Here is an 18726-nt window from a genome sequence, read left to right on the forward strand (position 1 = left end):
ATCACAGCTAAGGAGAGAAAAATAATGAATAACGCATCAACAGCCTTAAAAGTAGCTGCTGGCATATTTTTGACCATCGCACTGATCACAATTGTAGTTATTTTGTTTATTTCAGCACAGGAGGCAACCAAAACGGCACAAAACAATTTTGCCGATATCCAGACCGAGTTGTCTCAAGCCTCATTTACGGTGTATGACGGTACAACGATTAGCGGGTCCCAGGTGACTAATGCGCTGCGGAAGTTCCAAGGCAAAGATCAATTCGGGATTCAGATTAAAACCGGAAAAAACATGGCAGGTCAGTGGTACGGAAATGCGCTGAACATTAGCCCAGACAGTGAACAGTATGGATCGGTGAACGGTGGAAGTGATAAGACTGGAAAAATAACGAATACGCTGAATGAGAAAGAAAACGAATACGTAAATCCAAGTGGTAAATTCAAGGCCGAGATCGTCAAGGATAAATCGAACGTTGTACGCGGGTTGCTGTTTATCCAATCCTAGGATGCAGATTAAGGATATCAATTGTAAGGGAGATGAGTAGCATGTCTGATCACGCTTCAAGTATGCTGCGGCTTGGTGTGTCAGTTACGCTGTTTATAACCGCATGTGCAGCTGCAGCAGAACTGTCCAGTCAGATGGGCACTACACTGGAATTAAGATCGCAGCAGGAGGAGCATTCCGAGGGGCGTATCAATCGTACTTTAGAGGTGAGTATGCCAGAACGGGTCAAAGGAACTCAAGTTATGCAGGCAATCCGTATGAACTTGCAGGAAGGCATTCCTGTTCAAGTCGGTGGTACAGTGTACGATATGTATTCTGAACCGTTTGAGCCCGATGTATCAGCCCTCGATGCTTCCTCTTTATATTCCATGCATCCACAGCGTGATCAGCATGGTGATATACAATCCATACGTTTTGAGAAATTGGGGGAGGACTGAAGTGGTTCAATCAATATCCAAGCTGTTAGGGGCACTGCTCGCTGTCCTGCTCTTGTATATAGTGCCCGCAGCCCAAGCCGCTGAACGGCAGGACGATATATCCGGATTAAATACGTATCATTCAACCGTACGTTTTGTTGATATGGTGAGAACCAAGGGATATATTACACCGACGATGTATAACGATTTTATGCGTGAGCTGGAGCTGACGGGTAATACGTATGAGGTTGAATTGGAGCATATGCACAAAAAATATGTACCGGACTATGCAGATGCTGCGAAGCCGGACAGCTTTCTTGGCTTCTATTCCTCCGTATATGACGGATACTATAACTCGCAAATCTTGCCTGTGCTGTTTCCTGACAATCAGCAGGCAAAGTCGGATCAAACACGTCGGTATACCATGATCTCAGGAGATTATTTTACAGTGCGGGTACACAATACGAATCGGACTCCTGCGGACTTGTACAAATCATGGCTCCTTGGTGGGGCAGATAGCGGCAAACCGGCGGTTACAGCTTCTTACGGGGGCATGGTTCTGAATGAAGATTACTGATTTTGCAGTTATATTTATACTGCTCTTTCTGCCCTTTGGCGTGGTTAGTGACCTGCGGGTGCAGAATCAGCGCGAAGTACAGCAATTGGAAATGAAATATACCTCAGCCCTTCGTACCGCAGTTCAGGATGCAGGTGTCGTGCTTTCACAGAATGAACGTCAGGAACGAGAGGCTGGGTATGGCTCGGACAAGTTTTTTCGTGTAGATAAAGAAGAAGCGCTGCACACGTTCCTGCATACCCTTTTTCTTAATATGGGAATTGATGGGGATCCAGTGGCACAACGCGCATTATTGGATTATATGCCTGCCCTTATGGTTCTGGACTATGATGGTTATTATGCATTTGCTTCTGAATCTTACACAGATGAACATGGACAAGCTGTCCAAGAACCCAAATGGAGTGAAAAAAAACCTTATGCCTACGTTGATTCAGCAGGTAACAGTGTAGGGTTTACGTTGGATAATTATGTACATGCCTATGATGCTCGGAATCACAGGTGGGTAGAGGGCTTTCAGAAGGAGCTTCAAGGACAGACAACGATCTCGTTGCTTAATGACCCGGAAGCTTTTGAGCAAGTACGGCGTTCCACTATTGTCCACAGCATTCAGGAGGATCTGGGCCGACTCATTAATCTCCATAACGAAAAGGCAGCACATAATGGTGTATCCTATACATTCACGCTACCGCTCATCTCACAAGAGGAATGGTATAACACGGTAGATGATGTGGGACTGATGGCGTTTATCCAGGGAATCCCGGTTGGAGACAGGTACTATAATAACTATGGGTTTGGCGGCGGAAGAGTCGTCAGGAAACAAGCCATGATCGGCGGCGTAGAGCCGAATACGGGAATTAAATATTTTTACAGAGATTCCTGCCCGGCCCCATTTAAAGCGACAGAGCGTTTTACGGATGAAAAATCTGCGGCGGCCGCAGGGTATTTTGAATATAAATGTTATAATGATTATAAATAAATCTTGAAACCATCTTTAAATAAATCACTCCCATGAGTGGTTTTTCTTTTTTTATAAGCAGACAATATCAAAATCCTTCAAATTCCCCCATTTTCAATATTCCGATAAGGCTGCTGAATGTGCTACAATAAGGCTTTGAAAGAAATGTATATGAAATAAGAACAGTCGGCATCGCCGATGACAATAAGGAGCCAAAAGCAGCTTATGAGTTTATTGACTGTAGAAAATGTATCCCATAACTTTGGGGACCGCGCATTGTTTAAAAATGTATCCTTTCGATTGCTCGGAGGGGAACGTGTAGGTTTGGTGGGAGCCAATGGTGTTGGTAAATCGACACTGATGAACATCTTGACCGGAAAATTGCTTAAGGATGAAGGCAAAGTAGAATGGACTCCACGTGTACGTTATGGGTATTTGGATCAGCACACCAAGCTGACACCTGGCAAAACAGTACGGGATGTACTGAAGGACGCCTTTCTCCCTTTGTTGGAATTGGAAAAGGAAATGATGCAGATCACTGACAAGATGGGGGAAGCTTCTCCCGAAGAACTGGAAGTGCTGCTGGAAGAGATGGGTGAAATTCAGGAACAACTGGATATGGGGGATTTTTACCTCATCGATGTGAAGGTTGAAGAAATGGCGAATGGACTGGGCCTGGCGGCGATAGGGCTGGATCGGGATGTATCCGCACTTAGCGGTGGACAACGGACGAAGGTGCTTCTTGCCAAGCTGCTGCTGGAAAAGCCGAATGTGTTGCTGTTGGATGAGCCTACCAACTATTTGGATGTAGAGCATATTGAATGGCTTACACGGTATCTGAAGGATTATCCATATGCGTTTATTCTTATTTCTCATGATACTGAGTTTATGAATCAGGTTGTGAATGTTATCTATCATCTTGAATTTGCCAAAATGACCCGTTATTCAGCCAACTATGAAAAGTTCCTTGAAATGGCGGACCTGAACAAAAACCAGCATATTGAAGCTTATGAGAAGCAGCAGGATTTTATTAAGAAACAGGAAGATTTCATTCAACGTAATAAGGCGCGCGCCTCTACGTCAGGTCGGGCGAAGAGCCGTGAGAAGCAACTTGATCGAATCGAGCGCATTGATAAACCGGAAGAAGCGGCTAAGCCAACATTCCAATTTAAAGAAGCACGTGCGAGTGGGAAAACGGTATTTGAGGGTATTGATTTTGAAATTGGCTACACTCATGCTCTGTTGCCTAAAATGTCCATGACGATTGAACGTGGCGATAAAATTGCGATTGTGGGCTACAATGGTGTTGGTAAATCGACATTGCTCAAAACCATTCTGGGAAAAATTCCGCCGATCAGCGGCAAGACTTATCAAGGGGATTTCTTGCAGCCAGCTTATTTTGAGCAAGAAGTACGAGCAGAGAAAGTTACACCGATTGAGGATGTGTGGAATGAATTCTCGCACTTGAACCAGCATGAAGTAAGAGCGCATTTGGCGCGTTGCGGTTTGAAAAATGAGCATATCACCCGTCCGCTATCCGCCCTCAGTGGTGGTGAGCAGGCCAAAGTCCGCTTATGCAAACTACTAATGCGGGAAAGCAACTGGGTGTTGTTCGATGAGCCTACCAATCACTTGGATATCAAAGCGAAGGATGAGCTGAAACGTGCCTTGAAGGAATACAAAGGAACGGTACTGCTCGTATCTCACGAACCGGACTTTTATGAGGATTGGGTAACCAAAACGTGGAATGTGGAAGAATGGTCAAGTAAAGTCAACTAAATATCCAGTTCTGTACCAAGATTCACAAGAATCGGGGTTTGCAGGATTAGGAAAATATGCTATGCTATCTTTAGCTGATACAATAAAATAGTTACACTAGGGGAGCCGCCAATGCGGCTGAGACGGAATAAACGGATTTCGGACCCTTTGCACCTGATCTGGGTTATGCCAGCGTAGGGAAGTGAGCGTCGTACAAACGAGGTTGCGAAATTATTACTTTGTTTGTACGTGGGACGATATACGTATACGGATATAATGATCCGTTCGGTTATTGGACGTACGTTAAACCACTTCCCTTGGGAAGTGGTTTTTTTGCGTTTTCGTTCGTGTTCATATGTTCGTATTCATATCTCGTACCCCTTCATTTTTTTGCTGGTAAACGTGGCTAGTCCATACCGTATAGCACGATATGAGACTGTAAAGATACAGGGTCAGCTTACAACCATTTAGTCCATTGTGAGGTGAGAGTGAAATCGAATTGCACGTAATTACGATGGAAGGCGATTCCGATGCACATGCACATACTGCCCAAGTGGCTGCTGCTATTCATCCGTATGTTCATTATGTACACGTGCGCTTGAAGCAGAAGGGCGCATCTGAACTCCTTGCATTGACCCGCAGTATGGCGAATCTGGGAGTTCCTTTACAGCAAATTGCAGTAAATGACCGAATGGATGTTGCTTTGCTTACCTCCGTTGGGGCTATCCAGCTACCAGCTAACGGATTACCTGCTGGGGATGTCAAAAGTTTACTTCCAGAGGGTACGCGCTGCGGGGTGTCGGTGCATTCTTTGGAGGAAGCACAGGCTGCCGAACGGGCAGGAGCGGATTATGTACTCTATGGTCATGTGTATGAGACTCACTGCAAGCCTGGTATTACTCCACGAGGTATAGCACAGCTTGAGCGCATAAGCAGGTTGTTGAGCATCCCTGTGATTGCTCTAGGCGGCATACAACCACGCCATATTCAGGAGCTGTATACTGCCGGTGCAAGCGGAGTTGCCGTAATGTCCGGCATCTGGGAGGCTGAGTCCCCCGTTGCGGCTGCAAGGGCGTACAGGCAAATGGTGGATCGGGTAGTTCACAGCCTGTAGTAGTGAAACGGAAGTAGGAGATCGCTGCAAGCAGAATCGTTAGTGGAGAGGAGAGATTTGAACATATGCCAGAGATAAAAACAGAGGCACAAGCTATTGGACACGCTGAATGCTTGGTGATTGGTGGAGGTGTCATCGGTAGCTCCATTGCTTATCATGTGGCCAAGGAGGGTCGCAGTACGATATTGGTGGAACGATTCATTCCGGGCGAGGGAGCCTCAGGGGCTGCGGTTGGGATGCTGGCAGCAGAGATTGAAGAATTCACCGACCCGGAGTTGGCACAGTTCGCTCGCACAAGCCGGGATGCATTTCCCGAACTGGTTCGTGATCTGGAGCGTTTGTCCGGTGTTGCGATGGAATTCCGGACAGAAGGATTTGTGACTCCCTTCCGTTCGGAAGCAGAGGGGCAAAAACGCTGGAATGCGGCTATTGCGCGAGAGGGTGATCATCCTGTGTGGTGGGATGCCAGAGAATTGGCCCGCCGAATTCCAGGTTTGGATGGTCAAGTGATCGGGGCTATATACCGATCAAAGGAGACACAGATTTCTCCTGTCCAGCTTTGTCGTGCTTATACGAGGGCAGCTGTCGTACTGGGAGCAACAATATGCTCTGGTACACAGGCGGAGCAACTCGTAGTACAGAATGGGCGAGTTTGTGGCGTACAAACAGACAGTGGTTTTTTTTCCTGCGAACAGGTCATTATTGCTGGCGGATTGGATAGTATGAGACTGCTGGAGCAGGTTGGTTTTAAATATCCGCTTAATCCGGTCAAGGGTGAGGCTGTTGCAGTCTCCTTGAAGGATCATCCATTGGAATATACCATGTACGCCGATGATATTTACCTGGTGCCCAAGCGGAATAACGAGCTTTGGATTGGGGCGACGAGTCTGCCACATCAGTATGACAAAGAGGTCACTATTGGAAGCCTGGAGGGGCTGCTGGCCCGTGCTTCTGCCTGGCTGCCTCGCGTCCGTGAAGCTTCTTTTATACGCACTTGGGCGGGCTTGCGTCCGCAGGCAGCGGCGGGGCGCCCTTGTATTGGATCTGTTCCCGGCGTGGAAGGAGTATATACTGCGGTCGGACACTACCGGAACGGTGTGTTGCTGAGCGAAGCTACCGGGCGTGCGATTGCAGCGCTGTTAAAAGGGGCTGATGTGACTGAGCTTGGAATAAGCAGTTTTTCTCCTGAACGTATAAAGGTGGCGAGCAAATGAAGCTGACGATTAACGGTCAGAACATGACCTTTTCTAATCCGATCATTCATGTGGATCAACTGCTGAAAGAGCTGGATTTGAAAGTGAAAACTGTAGTGGTGGAGCTGAATCGTCACATATTGACTCGTGAAGATCATGATGAAGCGGTACTGAAGGATGGAGATAGCTTGGAAATTGTACATTTTGTGGGAGGTGGTTAATTATGTTAACGATTGGAAAAGCATCTTTTACGTCAAGGCTGTTATTGGGTACAGGAAAATTCCCTGATATGGATATTCAATCCAAAGCTGTGGAGGCTGCGGAGACCGAAATATTGACGTTTGCCGTGCGAAGATTAAATTTGGAGGAACGGGATAAGCAACATTTTCTGGATACACTGGACTTGAGTCGTTATACGTTGCTACCTAATACGGCAGGAGCGACGACTGCGGATGAGGCAGTGCGCATCGCTAAGCTGGCGAAAGCTTCAGGTCTGTGCGATATGATTAAGGTGGAGGTCATTGGGGATAGCAAGACATTGCTGCCTGATCCTTTTGAAACGCTCAAGGCCAGCGAAAAACTACTGGAGGAAGGTTTTATCGTGCTGCCTTACATATCGGATGATGTGATTCTTGCCAAAAGGCTGCAAAAGCTGGGTGTACATGCTGTTATGCCTGGAGCTTCACCCATTGGTACCGGACGCGGCTTGCTAAACCCGTTCTCATTGGAGCTCATTATTGAACAAGCGGAGGTTCCAGTTATCGTCGATGCCGGTATTCGCTCACCTGGAGATGCGGCAATGGCGATGCAACTTGGGGCAGATGCCGTGCTGTTGAATACAGCTGTATCAGGAGCTCAGGACCCCGTAAAAATGGCTGAGGCGATGAAGCTGGCTGTTCGCGCGGGTAGATACGGTTTTGAGGCGGGCATGATTCCTGTAAAACGTTATGCCTCTGCAAGCAGCCCGACAGAAGGCTTGGTTCAGGCATGAAGGCGACTGAAAAAGCTGGTGTACAAGTACAACCAAGTGATCGTTATTCCAGACAGGAAAGATTCGCCCCTTTCGGGCCGGCAGGACAACGCCGTCTGGCTTCATCCCACGTACTGATTATAGGTGCTGGAGCGCTGGGTACCGGGATTGCGGAAACGCTCGTTCGCGGAGGCGTGGGCACTGTGACCATCGCAGACCGGGATTATGTGGAATGGAGTAACTTGCAGCGCCAGCAGCTTTTTCAGGAGAGTGACGCCGCAGAGAGGTGTCCCAAAGCAATAGCTGCCCAGCGAAGACTAAAGGAAATCAATTCGGAAACGATCATACATGCACATGTACTGGATGTTGGGGCAGAGGAATTGGAGGAACTGATTCAGGGAGTGGACCTCATTATGGATGCCACCGACAACTTTGATACCCGGCTACTTATGAACGATATGGCACAAAAGCATCGCATTCCTTGGGTTTATGGGGGATGTGTTGGCAGCTATGGTGTAACCTATACCATTTTACCAGGGAAAACGCCTTGTCTTCATTGTCTGCTTGGAACTGTACCGTTCGGCAGAGAAACCTGTGATACCGCGGGGATTATACCACAGGCGGTGCAGATGGTCACGGCTAACCAGACCACGGAAGCCTTCAAGCTACTTGGTGGATACCCGGACGATCTTAGGGGGAAGCTGCTTTCGTTTGATCTGTGGAAAAATGAGTATGTAGCGATAGCAGTAGACAGTGTCAAAAAAGCGGATTGTCCTTCTTGTGGCACACATCCGACCTACCCTTATTTGTCGACAGCCCATCGCCAGAAAACAGATGTACTGTGCGGCCGGGATACCGTTCAAATTAGACCAGCAGAGCCGATACAGGTGAATCTTAAAGAAACAGCGGACAGACTGGCTTCTTTGGGAGAGGGAAGAGTGGAGCGAAATCCGTTTCTGGTTTCTTTCAGTGAGGGAGCGCACCGTTTAGTTATTTTTTCAGATGGGAGAGCATTGATACACGGAACGAAGGATGTAACAGAAGCAAGGAACATCTATCACCGCTATTTAGGCTAAACCGTAAAAAGCAGGAAGTCTTCCCTTCGGGGAATGATTTCTCTGCTTTTTTGTTACAATATAATATGCTTGAATCGTTTGTATCAAATACGTCTGTATTCATATCGTAGTCCTATGTCTAAACACAGGTGGGTGAGAAGAATGAACCTGTTCATTTTACTCGTGGATGGGAATGAAGCATCTGCTATTACGTACGTGCGTCAGTTGGAGCAGGAAGGCTATCAGGTGGTTTATGCCCACAATATAGCGGAGGGAAAGTCTTATTTAGACGAGAATTCTGTGAATTTGCTGCTTCTGAATATGGATAATGAGCAGGCTGATACACACGGCATGATCCGTACTATGCAGCAAAATGATCCCACTGTTCCCATATTCGTAATGACCTCATCGGACGATGAGAATCATATTGTTTCCTGTTTTGAGCAAGGAGCACACGATGTGATTGTCCAACCCTTTTCCCCCAGAGTGTTTCAAGCCAGAGTGGCTAATTTATTGCGGATTTTTGGTACTGCACGTGATGTGAAAAGGCCGATACAGGCAGGTGATTTACATATTAATAGTGGGAGCAGAATGGTAAGCAGAGGCGGACAGAAGCTGGAACTAACTCTAAAAGAATTCGATCTTTTGTTTCATCTGGCTATTCATCTTAATCAGGTTTGCAGCAGGCAGCAAATTTTGAAGGATGTTTGGAAGCATGATTATATTGCAGATACGAACGTAGTGGACGTGTATATCAGGCATTTGAGAGTCAAGGTAGACAAAGGACAAAGATTCAAAATGATTCGCACGGAACGAGGCATCGGCTATTCACTCAGAACACCCCCGGAAGCAGAGTAGTATAGTAATGGAAAATATAAAGAAGCCGAGACCCTGAGTCCCGGCTTAAATACGTTAATTGAAATGAATGCTACAGCACGCGGCGTGCTTTAATGTATGTTCTTTTCCAGTTGCCGGAGTTCAAATTGGAGAAAGTAACCCCAGGTCCACCGTATGTGTGTAAAATTTTACCTCCGCCCACATAAACCGCTACATGTGTAATGTTGTGACCTGTAGCGCGGCTACCGCTCGAAAAGAACACGAGGTCACCCTTTTTCAGATTGGACTTGGATACGGCATGTCCAACTTTCGATTGTGCAACAGAAGTACGAGGCAGGTCGACGCCGTATTTCTGAAATATGTGCTTCATAAAGGAAGAGCAATCAAAATCGCGTGTAGTGCTTGTGGAAGCTCCAAATTTATAAGGAGTCCCCATATAGTTTTCACCGTAGTTAATTATTTTTTGACCCACAGAAGCAGTAGCGGTAGCAGCTTGAGCCGTATTTATTCCCTCTAATGCAAATGTTCCAAAGCCAATGGTCGCTGCCATGCCTGTGATAATTGCCTTTTTTATGATACTATGCATGTTCATGTTGTAAGTACCTCCAGAAATTGATTTATGCAACATTTAGCTGAGTTGCTAACTAACTGACAGCGTTGAGTATAACAGCTTTGAAGCCGCCTAATAGTTGGAAAAACACGCTCAAATGCTTGAGGGACAAGGCTTACACGCCAATTATTAAAAAATGATTAAAAATTACAATTTGTAAAAAATATCGAATTTCACAAATCGGGATAAATGATAAAACTCTTGATTAGCAAGGGTTTCAAGCAGAAAAAAACCTTTATAAAGTTTACAATAATGTCATAACTAATCTTTGCTTTGGATCACAAGCAGCAGTCCACTTTCGATGGAAATCGTCCCTTTTGGAGCGATCAGCTTGTTGCTGACACCGCGTGATTGTCCCATTTTAAGTGTGGCATTATGCAGTGGGTACATAAATCCATCCAGCTCTATACCGGTTACTTCGGCACTCATAGGAATCAGCGATGTATATGTATAACCCATAGGCTCAATCTCCAGCGTTGATCCAGTGAGTTCAATATAGTTATGGGCGTCCATAATGGCACAACCTATATGATGTTGCATCGCACGTACCAATATTTGAACATTAGCCAGAGTATGATCCATCCGTGTACCCGTAACGCCAAGCATGAGCACATGCTCTGCCTGTTCATCCATGGCAATTTCCAGAGCAAGCTCTGTATCTGTCAGGTCCTTGAGCACCGGATCACACGAAAGCATACGTTTACTTGCGGATTCAACCCGTGACTTTTCCTCAGGTGTTACTGAATCAAAGTCTCCTACAGAAACGTCTGGCGTAATACCGTGTTCAATCAGGAAAAGGGCACCTTTATCTGCACCAATAATATAATCGCCTGGTTGTATTTGTTGTAGATCTTCCTCGCCAAGACGGCCGCCGGAAAATACAATCGCACGCTTCTTCGTCATATTTAACATCCTTTCTGTCTGTCATACGCCTACATAGCTCATCAGCTTTTAAGTATAACGCGTTAAATATGGCTTGCGCAATTTTGGAGGGCATAGCTACAATGGAACAGAAAAAAGAAAATGTAACGTGCATTAGGAAGGAGAGCGAAATGATTAACGTTTTGTTTGTGTGTTGGTAATATTATTCCCCGATGGGAGAGGCGATACTGAGACATAAAGCGTAGGAACGGGGGCTGGGCGCGAAAATTCGGACAGACTCGGCAGGTACAGGAGACTGGCATATCGGAAATCCCCCGCATGAGGGAACGCTAAACCAGCTCAAGCTGCACGGAATTAGTGAACAAGGCTTACAGGCGCGGCAAATGAAAAACCATGATTTTGAAGCGTTTGATTATAACGTGTGTATGGATGATTCCAATGAGCGAAACATGCGCAAACTCGCAGGCGGAGCGGAGGCTGACATTATAAAATTCATGGACCTGCTGCCACAAGAAAAGCTGAGAGAGGTGCCGGACCCGTATTTTACTGGGAACTTTGAAGAGACATACCGATTCATGCACGCGGGGTGCAATGCCTTGCTGGACAAAATCATAGAAGAAAAGCTATAATGTGAACGACAGAAGACGGCAAAAACTTACGTTTTTCGTCATCCAATTTTTGAAAGCGTATCCACTACACAGAGAAAAAAGAGGAAAGAGCATAACGACCCACTCTGGTCGACAAATGCCCAATCCCCGGTAGTCTCTGTACTTTGGAAAAGCTTCACTCAGGCGCGATCTAAAAAATACATTAGCGCGTCGGGCAGCTCATTTTGCCAAAAGCCCCACAAATGCTTGCCGTCCTTTTCTCGATAGGAAACCTCGGCGTTCCGCTCGCGCAGCAAATCTGCGCATTGGCGGTTAAGCTCTACAAAATTGTAAATGCCGGTGTCGCTCTCAAAGGCATCTTCTTGAAGACCAACTGTCATCCACACTCGCAGATGGGACAGATCACTTTCACGAGTGATAATTTCTTGTGAAGCTTCATAGTAAGCACCGGACAGGCTGATAATACGATTGAACAATTGGGGATACAACAAGGCCAAATGCAAAGACACACTGCCTCCCAGTGAATCTCCAGCCAGAATTCGGGACGATGCATCTTTTCTTATAGGATACTTCTGTTCCACATAGGGAATAATCTCTTCTGCAAAACAGGCGGTGTACGCCTCAAAGCGATTGCCAAAGGGAGCATACTCCTGAGTTCTGATTTTCGTGTTGACTTCGACGCCGACGATGATGAAAGGCTCAACGCCTTCGTCCAGAATGAGACGATTTGCCTGTGTTGCAATACGGCCAAAATTGAAAAATTCCTCCCCGTCCTGACAATACACGACCGGGTAGCTCAAAATTTCATTATAGCCGGGCGGCAAATAAATACGGAGTGTTCTAGTCTCGCTAAGAAAACGGCTTTCTATTTCGTCTTTTAGGATGGTTCGTTTCAAATACCGGGAATCCGTCATTTTTCGTCACCTTTCTGGGTAGAATTTTGCATTCGGGATCACAATAAGTTAAGATTGTCCTGATTGCAATAGATGTTTAAAATTTCAATCATGTACTAAGCTGTTATAGTAAAAAACATTACCTGTTACACGCACAAAATTGTGGCGAACTCAAAAAAAATAACTAAATCTTTGACACAAGCGGTATAACAGGTATATTATAATCCTATAACAGCGGAACTTGATATTCAAATTTTTTTGTTGAGGTGAAGAAAATGAGCAAGGTTCCTTATGAAGTGTACACAGAGGAAGTTGAGGCTCTGTCCGTGCTTTCTCCGGATGGTGAAATTGTCAATACAGATAAATTGCCTGAACTTACAGATGATCAGTTGAAAGAAATTATGTATCGCATGGTATTTACACGTACTTGGGATGATCGTGCCGTTAACTTGGGTCGTCAAGGACGTCTCGGCTTCTACGCTCCGGTATCCGGACAAGAAGCAACAATGATTGGTAGTGAATATGCACTCCAAAAAGAAGACTTTATTGCCCCAGGCTACCGCGATATTCCGCAAATCGTTTGGCATGGCCTGCCATTATATCAAGCATTCCTGTATTCCCGTGGTCATCAACACGGCGGCCAAGTGCCGGACGGTGTTCATGTATTGATGCCGCAAATCATCATCGGCGCGCAAATTTTGCACGCTATGGGTATTGCAATGGGATACAAACTGAAAAAACAAAAACAAGTCGCCATTACATATACAGGTGACGGCGGTTCTTCCGAAGGTGACTTCTACGAAGGTCTTAACTATGCTGGTGTATACAAACTGCCAGTTATTTTCTTTGTGCAAAACAATGGTTACGCAATCACAACTCCATTTGCGAAGCAAACGGCCGCTCTTTCGATCGCTCACAAAGCGGTTGCTGCTGGTATCAAAGGCGTGAAAATCGACGGAATGGACGTACTCGCAGTTATCAAGGCTGTTCAAGAAGCTGCTGAACGCGGACGTAACGGCGAAGGCGCGACATTGATCGAAGCTGTAACTTACCGTTTCCGTCCACATTCCCTGTCTGACGATGCAAGTAAGTATCGTTCGAAAGAAGAAGAAGTCGAATGGAATGCGAAAGATCCGATTGCCCGTTTTGCGAAATATCTTGAGAAAAAAGGTCTTTGGACTGAAGAAGATACAGCTCGCGTAAAAGAAGAAGCTAAAGCGAAAGTGAACGAAGAGATCAAAAAAGCCGAGAAAACGGAAAAAATGACCATTTCCGGTCTGATCGACAGCATGTTCGAATCTACGCCTAAGCATCTGGAAGAACAAAAAGCTGATTTTAAATAATTGAGCTTGAAATAAATCAGAGAGACCGGGTGGCATCCCGATCCGGTCTGTTTTTCAATTGAACCTGAACTGAAACTGATCTGTCAATGTTTAAGGAGGAAATGAAGCAAATGGCACAAATGAACATGAAAGAAGCGATTCGTGACGCACTGCGTGTAGAGTTGAAACGCGACCCTAACGTCCTGCTTTTCGGTGAAGACGTAGGTCATGTAGGCGGTGTATTCCGCGCAACAGAAGGTCTGCAAAAAGAATTTGGCGAAGAACGTGTATTTGATACTCCGTTGGCGGAATCCGCAATAGGGGGTCTTGCTGTGGGTCTGGGTATCCAAGGATTCCGCCCTGTAGCTGAAATCCAGTTCGTAGGCTTTATCTTTGAAGCACTCGACCAAATGGCAATTCAAGCATCCCGTATGCGCTACCGTTCCGGTGGGCGTTACAACTCTCCAATCGTATTCCGTACTCCATTTGGCGGCGGAGTTAAAGCAGCTGAGCTGCATACAGATTCCTTAGAAGGACTTCTGGCTCAAACACCTGGTATCAAGGTTGTTGTTCCTTCCAATCCTTACGATGCCAAAGGTCTGATGATCGCGGCTATTCGCGATAACGATCCAGTATTTTTCATGGAGCATTTGAACTTGTACCATGCATTCCGCGCTGAGGTTCCTGAGGATGATTACACGGTTGAGCTGGGTAAAGCGAACGTAGTTCGTGAAGGTTCCGATGTTACAATCATCACTTATGGTTTGATGGTACACACTTCTGTCAAAGCTGCTGATGAATTGGAAAAAACAAAAGGTATTAAAGTCGAAATTATTGACCTGCGTACCGTTAGCCCAATTGACATTGATACCATCGTGGCTTCCATTCAAAAAACAAATCGTGCCATCGTTGTTCAAGAAGCGCAAAAGAGCTCCGGCGTAGCCGCAGAAGTCATCGCGCAAATCAACGAAAAAGCGATTCTGCACTTGGAAGCACCAGTTCTGCGTGTAGCAGGTCCGGATACTGTATATCCTTTTGCACAAATTGAAGATGCATGGCTTCCAACGCCAACACGTATCATTGATGCGGTTAATAAAGTATTGGAATTTTAATTAAAGCACACCGTAAATTTGGGAGGTTTTAAACGTGGCTAAATTTGAATACAAATTTCCGGAGCTGGGTGAAGGTCTTCACGAAGGCGAAATCATTAAAATGCACATCAAGCCCGGCGACAAAGTAACAGACGATGACATCATCATGGAAGTGCAAAACGACAAGGCTGTTGTAGAAGTTCCTTGTCCGGTAAATGGCACAATCCAAGAAGTATTTGCAAAAGACGGCGACATTTTTAATGTAGGCCAAGTTGTTGCTATTATTGATGCAGAAGGCGAGCTTCCTGAGCAAGAGGATGCACCTGCTGGCGAGCAAACAGAGCAAGAGCATGGTTCCGCAAAAGGTGGAGCAGACACAACTACTTCCCCGGCTGCAAGCAGCCCGTCCGACGCTAAAGAAGGCGGTCAAGGCGCAACTCCTGCCGCACCGAACAAAGATGTACTCGCTACACCTAGTGTACGCAAATTTGCTCGTGAGCAAGGCGTGGATATCGCTCAAGTGAACGGTTCCGGCAACAATGGTAAAGTAACCAAAGAAGACGTGGAAGCTTTCAAAAACGGTGGAGGTCAAACATCCGCACCAGTAGCACAAGCTTCTGCCAAAACAGAAGAAAAAGCAGTAGCGGCTCCAGCGGCATCCGCATCTGCATCAGACCAACGTGTCGAAGAAGATCGCGTACCATTTAAAGGTATCCGTAAAGCGATTTCCAACGCTATGGTTAAATCTGCTTACACAGCTCCACACGTTACAATTATGGACGAAGTGGACGTAACCGAGCTGGTTGCTTTCCGTACTCGTTTGAAACCAATCGCTGAGAAGAAAGGCACGAAAGTAACATACCTGCCATTCATTGTAAAAGCATTGGTTGCAGCTTCCCGTCAATTCCCGGCTCTGAATGCCTCGATCGACGAAGAAGCAAACGAAATCGTCTACAAAAAATACTACAACATCGGTATCGCTACAGATACAGACAGTGGTTTGATCGTTCCTGTAATTAAAGATGCTGATCGTAAGAGCATCTGGATGATCGCTGATTCCATCCGTGATCTGGCTGTACGTGGTCGTGATGGTAAACTGGCTGCCAATGAGATGAGAGGAAGCACAATTTCTATCTCTAACATCGGTTCCGCAGGCGGTATGTTCTTTACTCCAATCATCAACTTCCCTGAAGTTGCGATTTTGGGAACAGGCCGTATCAGTGAAAAAGCAGTCGTGAAAAACGGTGAAATTGTTGCCGCTCCTGTAATGGCTCTTTCCCTGAGCTTTGACCACCGTATTATTGACGGTGCAACTGCTCAAAACTTTATGAACTATATCAAACAGCTGCTCGCTAACCCTGAGTTGCTTGTTATGGAGGTGTAATTAATGGTAGTAGGAGACGCTTCTCTGGATATTGATACATTGGTTATTGGTGCGGGTCCTGGCGGCTATGTAGCTGCCATCCGTGCCGCACAATTGGGACAAAGCGTATTGATCGTTGACAAATCGGAGCTGGGCGGTGTCTGTCTGAACCGTGGATGTATTCCTTCCAAAGCTTTGATCTCTGCAGCTCATCAATACGAAGCTGCCCAACACGGCGAGTCTTTCGGTATTACGGCTGAGAACGTAAAAGTAGACTTTGCTAAAACACAAGAATTCAAAAACGGTGTTGTTAAAAAAATGACAGGCGGCGTAAGCGGTCTGCTCAAAGGCAACAAAGTTGAAGTTTTCAGTGGTGAGTGCATGTTCATCAACGAAAATGAAGCGCGTGTATTCAACGAGCATGAATCACCACGCTACCGTTTTAAAAATGCGATTATCGCAACAGGTTCACGTCCAATCGAATTGAAACCATTCCCATTTGGCGGACGTATTCTGTCTTCTACAGAAGCGTTGAACCTGCCTGAAATTCCAAAAAGCCTGATCGTAATCGGCGGTGGATATATTGGTGCAGAGCTTGGACAAATGTACTCCAAATTCGGTTCTAAAGTAACAATCATTGAAGGTATGGATACCGTTCTTCCTGGCTTTGACAAGGATATGACTTCGATCGTTGCGAAGAGCATGAAGAAAACCGGTATTGAAATCTTTACTGGTGCTAAAGCGGAAAGTGCAGAACAAACAGATAAAGACGTAACGGTGAAATTCTCCGTTAACGGCGAAAGCAAAGAAGTAACTGCTGATTACCTGCTTGTAACCGTCGGACGTCGTCCCAACACAGACGGCGAACTGGGTCTGGATCTGATCGGTTTAGAAATGGATGAGCGCGGAATGGTGAAAGTTGATCACCAAGGACGCACCAGCATTCCTCACATCTTTGCAATCGGCGATATCGTAGCTGGTCTTGCTCTGGCTCACAAAGCTTCTTACGAAGGTAAAGTGGCTGCTGAAGCGATTGCAGGCGAACCGTCTGTAGTAGACTACAAATGTATGCCGGCTGTTGTTTTCACAGATCCAGAATGCTCCAGCGTAGGCTACACGGAGACACAAGCCAAAGAAAAAGGCCACAATGTCAAAGTTGGCAAGTTCTCTTATGGAGCAAACGGCCGTGCCGTTTCCCTGAACGCTGCTGAAGGCTTTGTTAAAATCGTAGCTGATGCAGACACAGGTCTGGTACTGGGTACGCAAATCGTAGGTCTGGAAGCTTCCAACCTTATTGCTGAGCTGGGTCTGGCGATTGAAATGGGTGCTACACTCGAAGATATCTCCTTGACTATTCATGCTCACCCTACACTGGGCGAAATCGTGATGGAAGCAGCGGAAGTCGTGCTGGGTCATCCGATCCATGCATTGGCACCACGTCGCTAATCCCACTTCATTATCTCGTTTTTGGTTTTCATACATGGAAAGAGAGGCAAGGAGCGCTATATCTGCGTTCTTTGCCTCTTTTTTTCATATTTTAGGATTTTCAGGACGACGATGAAAATTCACACAGTAGATAGTCAATAATGAGTAGTCCATGATAAACTAAATATAGTTGTGGGCGCAGAATAGCAGGTCTTTTCTAGATTAGAATTTGATGCTGCGGGCTTTGAAATACTGGATGCTGTATGTGATACGGTTTTAACGTTCAGATACGTCCATATTTTATGAATGTCGGTGTTTATTCATACTTAAAGGAGAGAAAATAAAGTGCGCAATTACTTGGAACTGTTGGAGGATATATTGGAGAATGGAGTGAAAAAAGAGGACCGTACAGGGACGGGAACACTTTCTGTCTTCGGAAGACAGCTCCGCTTTGATCTGGCCAAGGGTTTTCCCTTGATGACAACTAAAAGAGTACATTTAAAATCCGTCATCCATGAGTTGTTGTGGTTTTTACGGGGAGATACCAACATTTCTTACCTCAAAGAGAACGGGGTTACCATATGGGACGAATGGGCAGACGAGCAGGGGAATCTGGGACCTGTGTATGGCTCACAATGGCGTGCGTGGGAAACAACAGACGGACAACATATCGATCAGATTGCGAATGTCATTGAAGCGATTAAAAATAACCCGGATTCCCGCCGACATATCGTCAGTGCCTGGAATGTGGCTGAAATCGATTCAATGAAGCTTCCACCATGCCATTTTGTATTTCAGTTTTATGTGGCTGGAGGGAAGCTTTCCTGCATGCTGACCATGCGTTCAGTTGATACTTTCCTTGGCCTTCCTTTCAATATCGCCAGTTATGCATTGCTAACGCATATGGTTGCACAGCAGTGTGGTTTGGAGCCGGGCGAATTCATTTGGTCAGGCGGCGATGTGCATATTTATTCAAATCATATGCAACAAGTGCATACGCAACTGGAGCGTGCCCCTTATCCATTGCCTCAGCTCAAAATCCTTCGTAAACCGGATTCGATATTTGATTATACGTACGAGGACTTTGCTTTTGAGAACTACGAATATCATCCGGGTATCAAGGCGCCAGTCGCTATCTGATTTGGGGGAGCTG

At 46.0% G+C, this 18726-nt stretch carries 19 protein-coding genes, 1 pseudogene and 1 riboswitch; of the genes and pseudogenes, 17 read left to right on the top strand and 3 right to left on the bottom strand.

Translation table 11 applies throughout. The annotated features are described in order from the left end of the window. Nucleotides 1–24 precede the first annotated feature (24 nt). From ACWGOO_RS10985 to ACWGOO_RS11035, 11 genes are all read left to right on the top strand, one after another. On the top strand, nt 25–504 hold the full coding sequence (locus ACWGOO_RS10985) for an ABC transporter permease (protein WP_452483267.1): 480 nt from the start codon (nt 25–27) through the stop codon (nt 502–504). A 41-nt stretch (nt 505–545) separates the two neighbouring features. Continuing rightward, nucleotides 546–941: a hypothetical protein gene (locus tag ACWGOO_RS10990; RefSeq protein ID WP_452483269.1), complete on the top strand. Its 396-nt coding sequence runs from the start codon at nt 546–548 to the stop codon at nt 939–941. Nucleotide 942: 1 nt separating this feature from the next. Continuing rightward, nucleotides 943–1497: a hypothetical protein gene (locus tag ACWGOO_RS10995; RefSeq protein ID WP_452483271.1), complete on the top strand. Its 555-nt coding sequence runs from the start codon at nt 943–945 to the stop codon at nt 1495–1497. Beyond that, entirely contained in the window at nt 1484–2473 is a 990-nt protein-coding gene (locus tag ACWGOO_RS11000; protein WP_452483273.1) for a hypothetical protein, read from the top strand. The genes ACWGOO_RS10995 and ACWGOO_RS11000 overlap by 14 nt, the downstream gene beginning before the upstream one ends. 204 nt (nt 2474–2677) lie before the next feature. Continuing rightward, on the top strand, nt 2678–4231 hold the full coding sequence (gene abc-f / locus ACWGOO_RS11005) for a ribosomal protection-like ABC-F family protein (protein WP_452483275.1): 1554 nt from the start codon (nt 2678–2680) through the stop codon (nt 4229–4231). 88 nt (nt 4232–4319) lie between these two features. After that, a riboswitch (TPP riboswitch) is annotated at nt 4320–4428 on the top strand. 281 nt (nt 4429–4709) lie between these two features. Further along, nucleotides 4710–5324 carry a thiamine phosphate synthase gene (locus tag ACWGOO_RS11010; protein ID WP_452483277.1) on the top strand — a complete coding sequence of 205 codons (615 nt, stop codon included), beginning with the start codon at nt 4710–4712 and terminating at the stop codon, nt 5322–5324. 65 nt (nt 5325–5389) lie between these two features. After that, on the top strand, nt 5390–6538 hold the full coding sequence (gene thiO / locus ACWGOO_RS11015; RefSeq protein WP_452483279.1) for a glycine oxidase ThiO: 1149 nt from the start codon (nt 5390–5392) through the stop codon (nt 6536–6538). Further along, nucleotides 6535–6738 (top strand): sulfur carrier protein ThiS, encoded by a 204-nt coding sequence (thiS, locus tag ACWGOO_RS11020; RefSeq protein ID WP_452483281.1) that lies wholly within the window; start codon nt 6535–6537, stop codon nt 6736–6738. Before thiO ends, thiS begins: the two co-directional genes overlap by 4 nt. A gap of 2 nt (nt 6739–6740) precedes the next feature. After that, nucleotides 6741–7508, top strand: coding sequence for a thiazole synthase (locus ACWGOO_RS11025; RefSeq protein WP_452483283.1), 768 nt, complete (start codon nt 6741–6743; stop codon nt 7506–7508). After that, on the top strand, nt 7505–8563 hold the full coding sequence (locus tag ACWGOO_RS11030; protein ID WP_452483285.1) for a ThiF family adenylyltransferase: 1059 nt from the start codon (nt 7505–7507) through the stop codon (nt 8561–8563). The genes ACWGOO_RS11025 and ACWGOO_RS11030 overlap by 4 nt, the downstream gene beginning before the upstream one ends. 141 nt (nt 8564–8704) lie before the next feature. Then, nucleotides 8705–9400 (top strand): response regulator transcription factor, encoded by a 696-nt coding sequence (locus ACWGOO_RS11035; protein ID WP_452483287.1) that lies wholly within the window; start codon nt 8705–8707, stop codon nt 9398–9400. Between the two features lie 70 nt (nt 9401–9470). Here ACWGOO_RS11035 and ACWGOO_RS11040 read toward each other — a convergent pair whose 3' ends face one another. Further along, nucleotides 9471–9971 carry a C40 family peptidase gene (locus tag ACWGOO_RS11040; RefSeq protein ID WP_452483289.1) on the bottom strand — a complete coding sequence of 167 codons (501 nt, stop codon included), beginning with the start codon at nt 9969–9971 and terminating at the stop codon, nt 9471–9473. A 279-nt stretch (nt 9972–10250) separates the two neighbouring features. After that, on the bottom strand, nt 10251–10892 hold the full coding sequence (locus tag ACWGOO_RS11045) for a thiamine diphosphokinase (protein WP_452483291.1): 642 nt from the start codon (nt 10890–10892) through the stop codon (nt 10251–10253). Nucleotides 10893–11041: 149 nt separating this feature from the next. On the opposite strand from ACWGOO_RS11045, the pseudogene ACWGOO_RS11050 reads away from it, so the two are divergent. Beyond that, nucleotides 11042–11500, top strand: a pseudogene (locus ACWGOO_RS11050) (low molecular weight protein-tyrosine-phosphatase). Nucleotides 11501–11658: 158 nt separating this feature from the next. On the opposite strand, the gene ACWGOO_RS11055 reads toward ACWGOO_RS11050, so the two are convergent. After that, nucleotides 11659–12393: an alpha/beta hydrolase gene (locus ACWGOO_RS11055; RefSeq protein WP_452483293.1), complete on the bottom strand. Its 735-nt coding sequence runs from the start codon at nt 12391–12393 to the stop codon at nt 11659–11661. A gap of 254 nt (nt 12394–12647) precedes the next feature. Between ACWGOO_RS11055 and pdhA the strand changes: the two genes are divergently transcribed. The 5 genes from pdhA to thyA all read left to right on the top strand — a co-directional run bounded on the left by pdhA (nt 12648) and on the right by thyA (nt 18713). Then, the gene (pdhA, locus tag ACWGOO_RS11060) at nt 12648–13715 is read left to right on the top strand and encodes a pyruvate dehydrogenase (acetyl-transferring) E1 component subunit alpha (protein ID WP_452483295.1); all 1068 of its coding nucleotides are present in this window, start codon (nt 12648–12650) and stop codon (nt 13713–13715) included. Between the two features lie 110 nt (nt 13716–13825). Beyond that, nucleotides 13826–14806, top strand: coding sequence for an alpha-ketoacid dehydrogenase subunit beta (locus ACWGOO_RS11065; protein WP_354452884.1), 981 nt, complete (start codon nt 13826–13828; stop codon nt 14804–14806). Nucleotides 14807–14840: 34 nt separating this feature from the next. After that, the gene (locus ACWGOO_RS11070) at nt 14841–16169 is read left to right on the top strand and encodes a dihydrolipoamide acetyltransferase family protein (protein WP_452483297.1); all 1329 of its coding nucleotides are present in this window, start codon (nt 14841–14843) and stop codon (nt 16167–16169) included. A 3-nt stretch (nt 16170–16172) separates the two neighbouring features. Next, the gene (gene lpdA, locus ACWGOO_RS11075) at nt 16173–17594 is read left to right on the top strand and encodes a dihydrolipoyl dehydrogenase (RefSeq protein ID WP_452483299.1); all 1422 of its coding nucleotides are present in this window, start codon (nt 16173–16175) and stop codon (nt 17592–17594) included. A 324-nt stretch (nt 17595–17918) separates the two neighbouring features. Continuing rightward, nucleotides 17919–18713, top strand: coding sequence for a thymidylate synthase (gene thyA, locus ACWGOO_RS11080; protein WP_452483301.1), 795 nt, complete (start codon nt 17919–17921; stop codon nt 18711–18713). The last annotated feature ends 13 nt before the right edge of the window (nt 18714–18726 follow it).

Source organism: Paenibacillus sp. NPDC055715, from assembly GCF_053617595.1.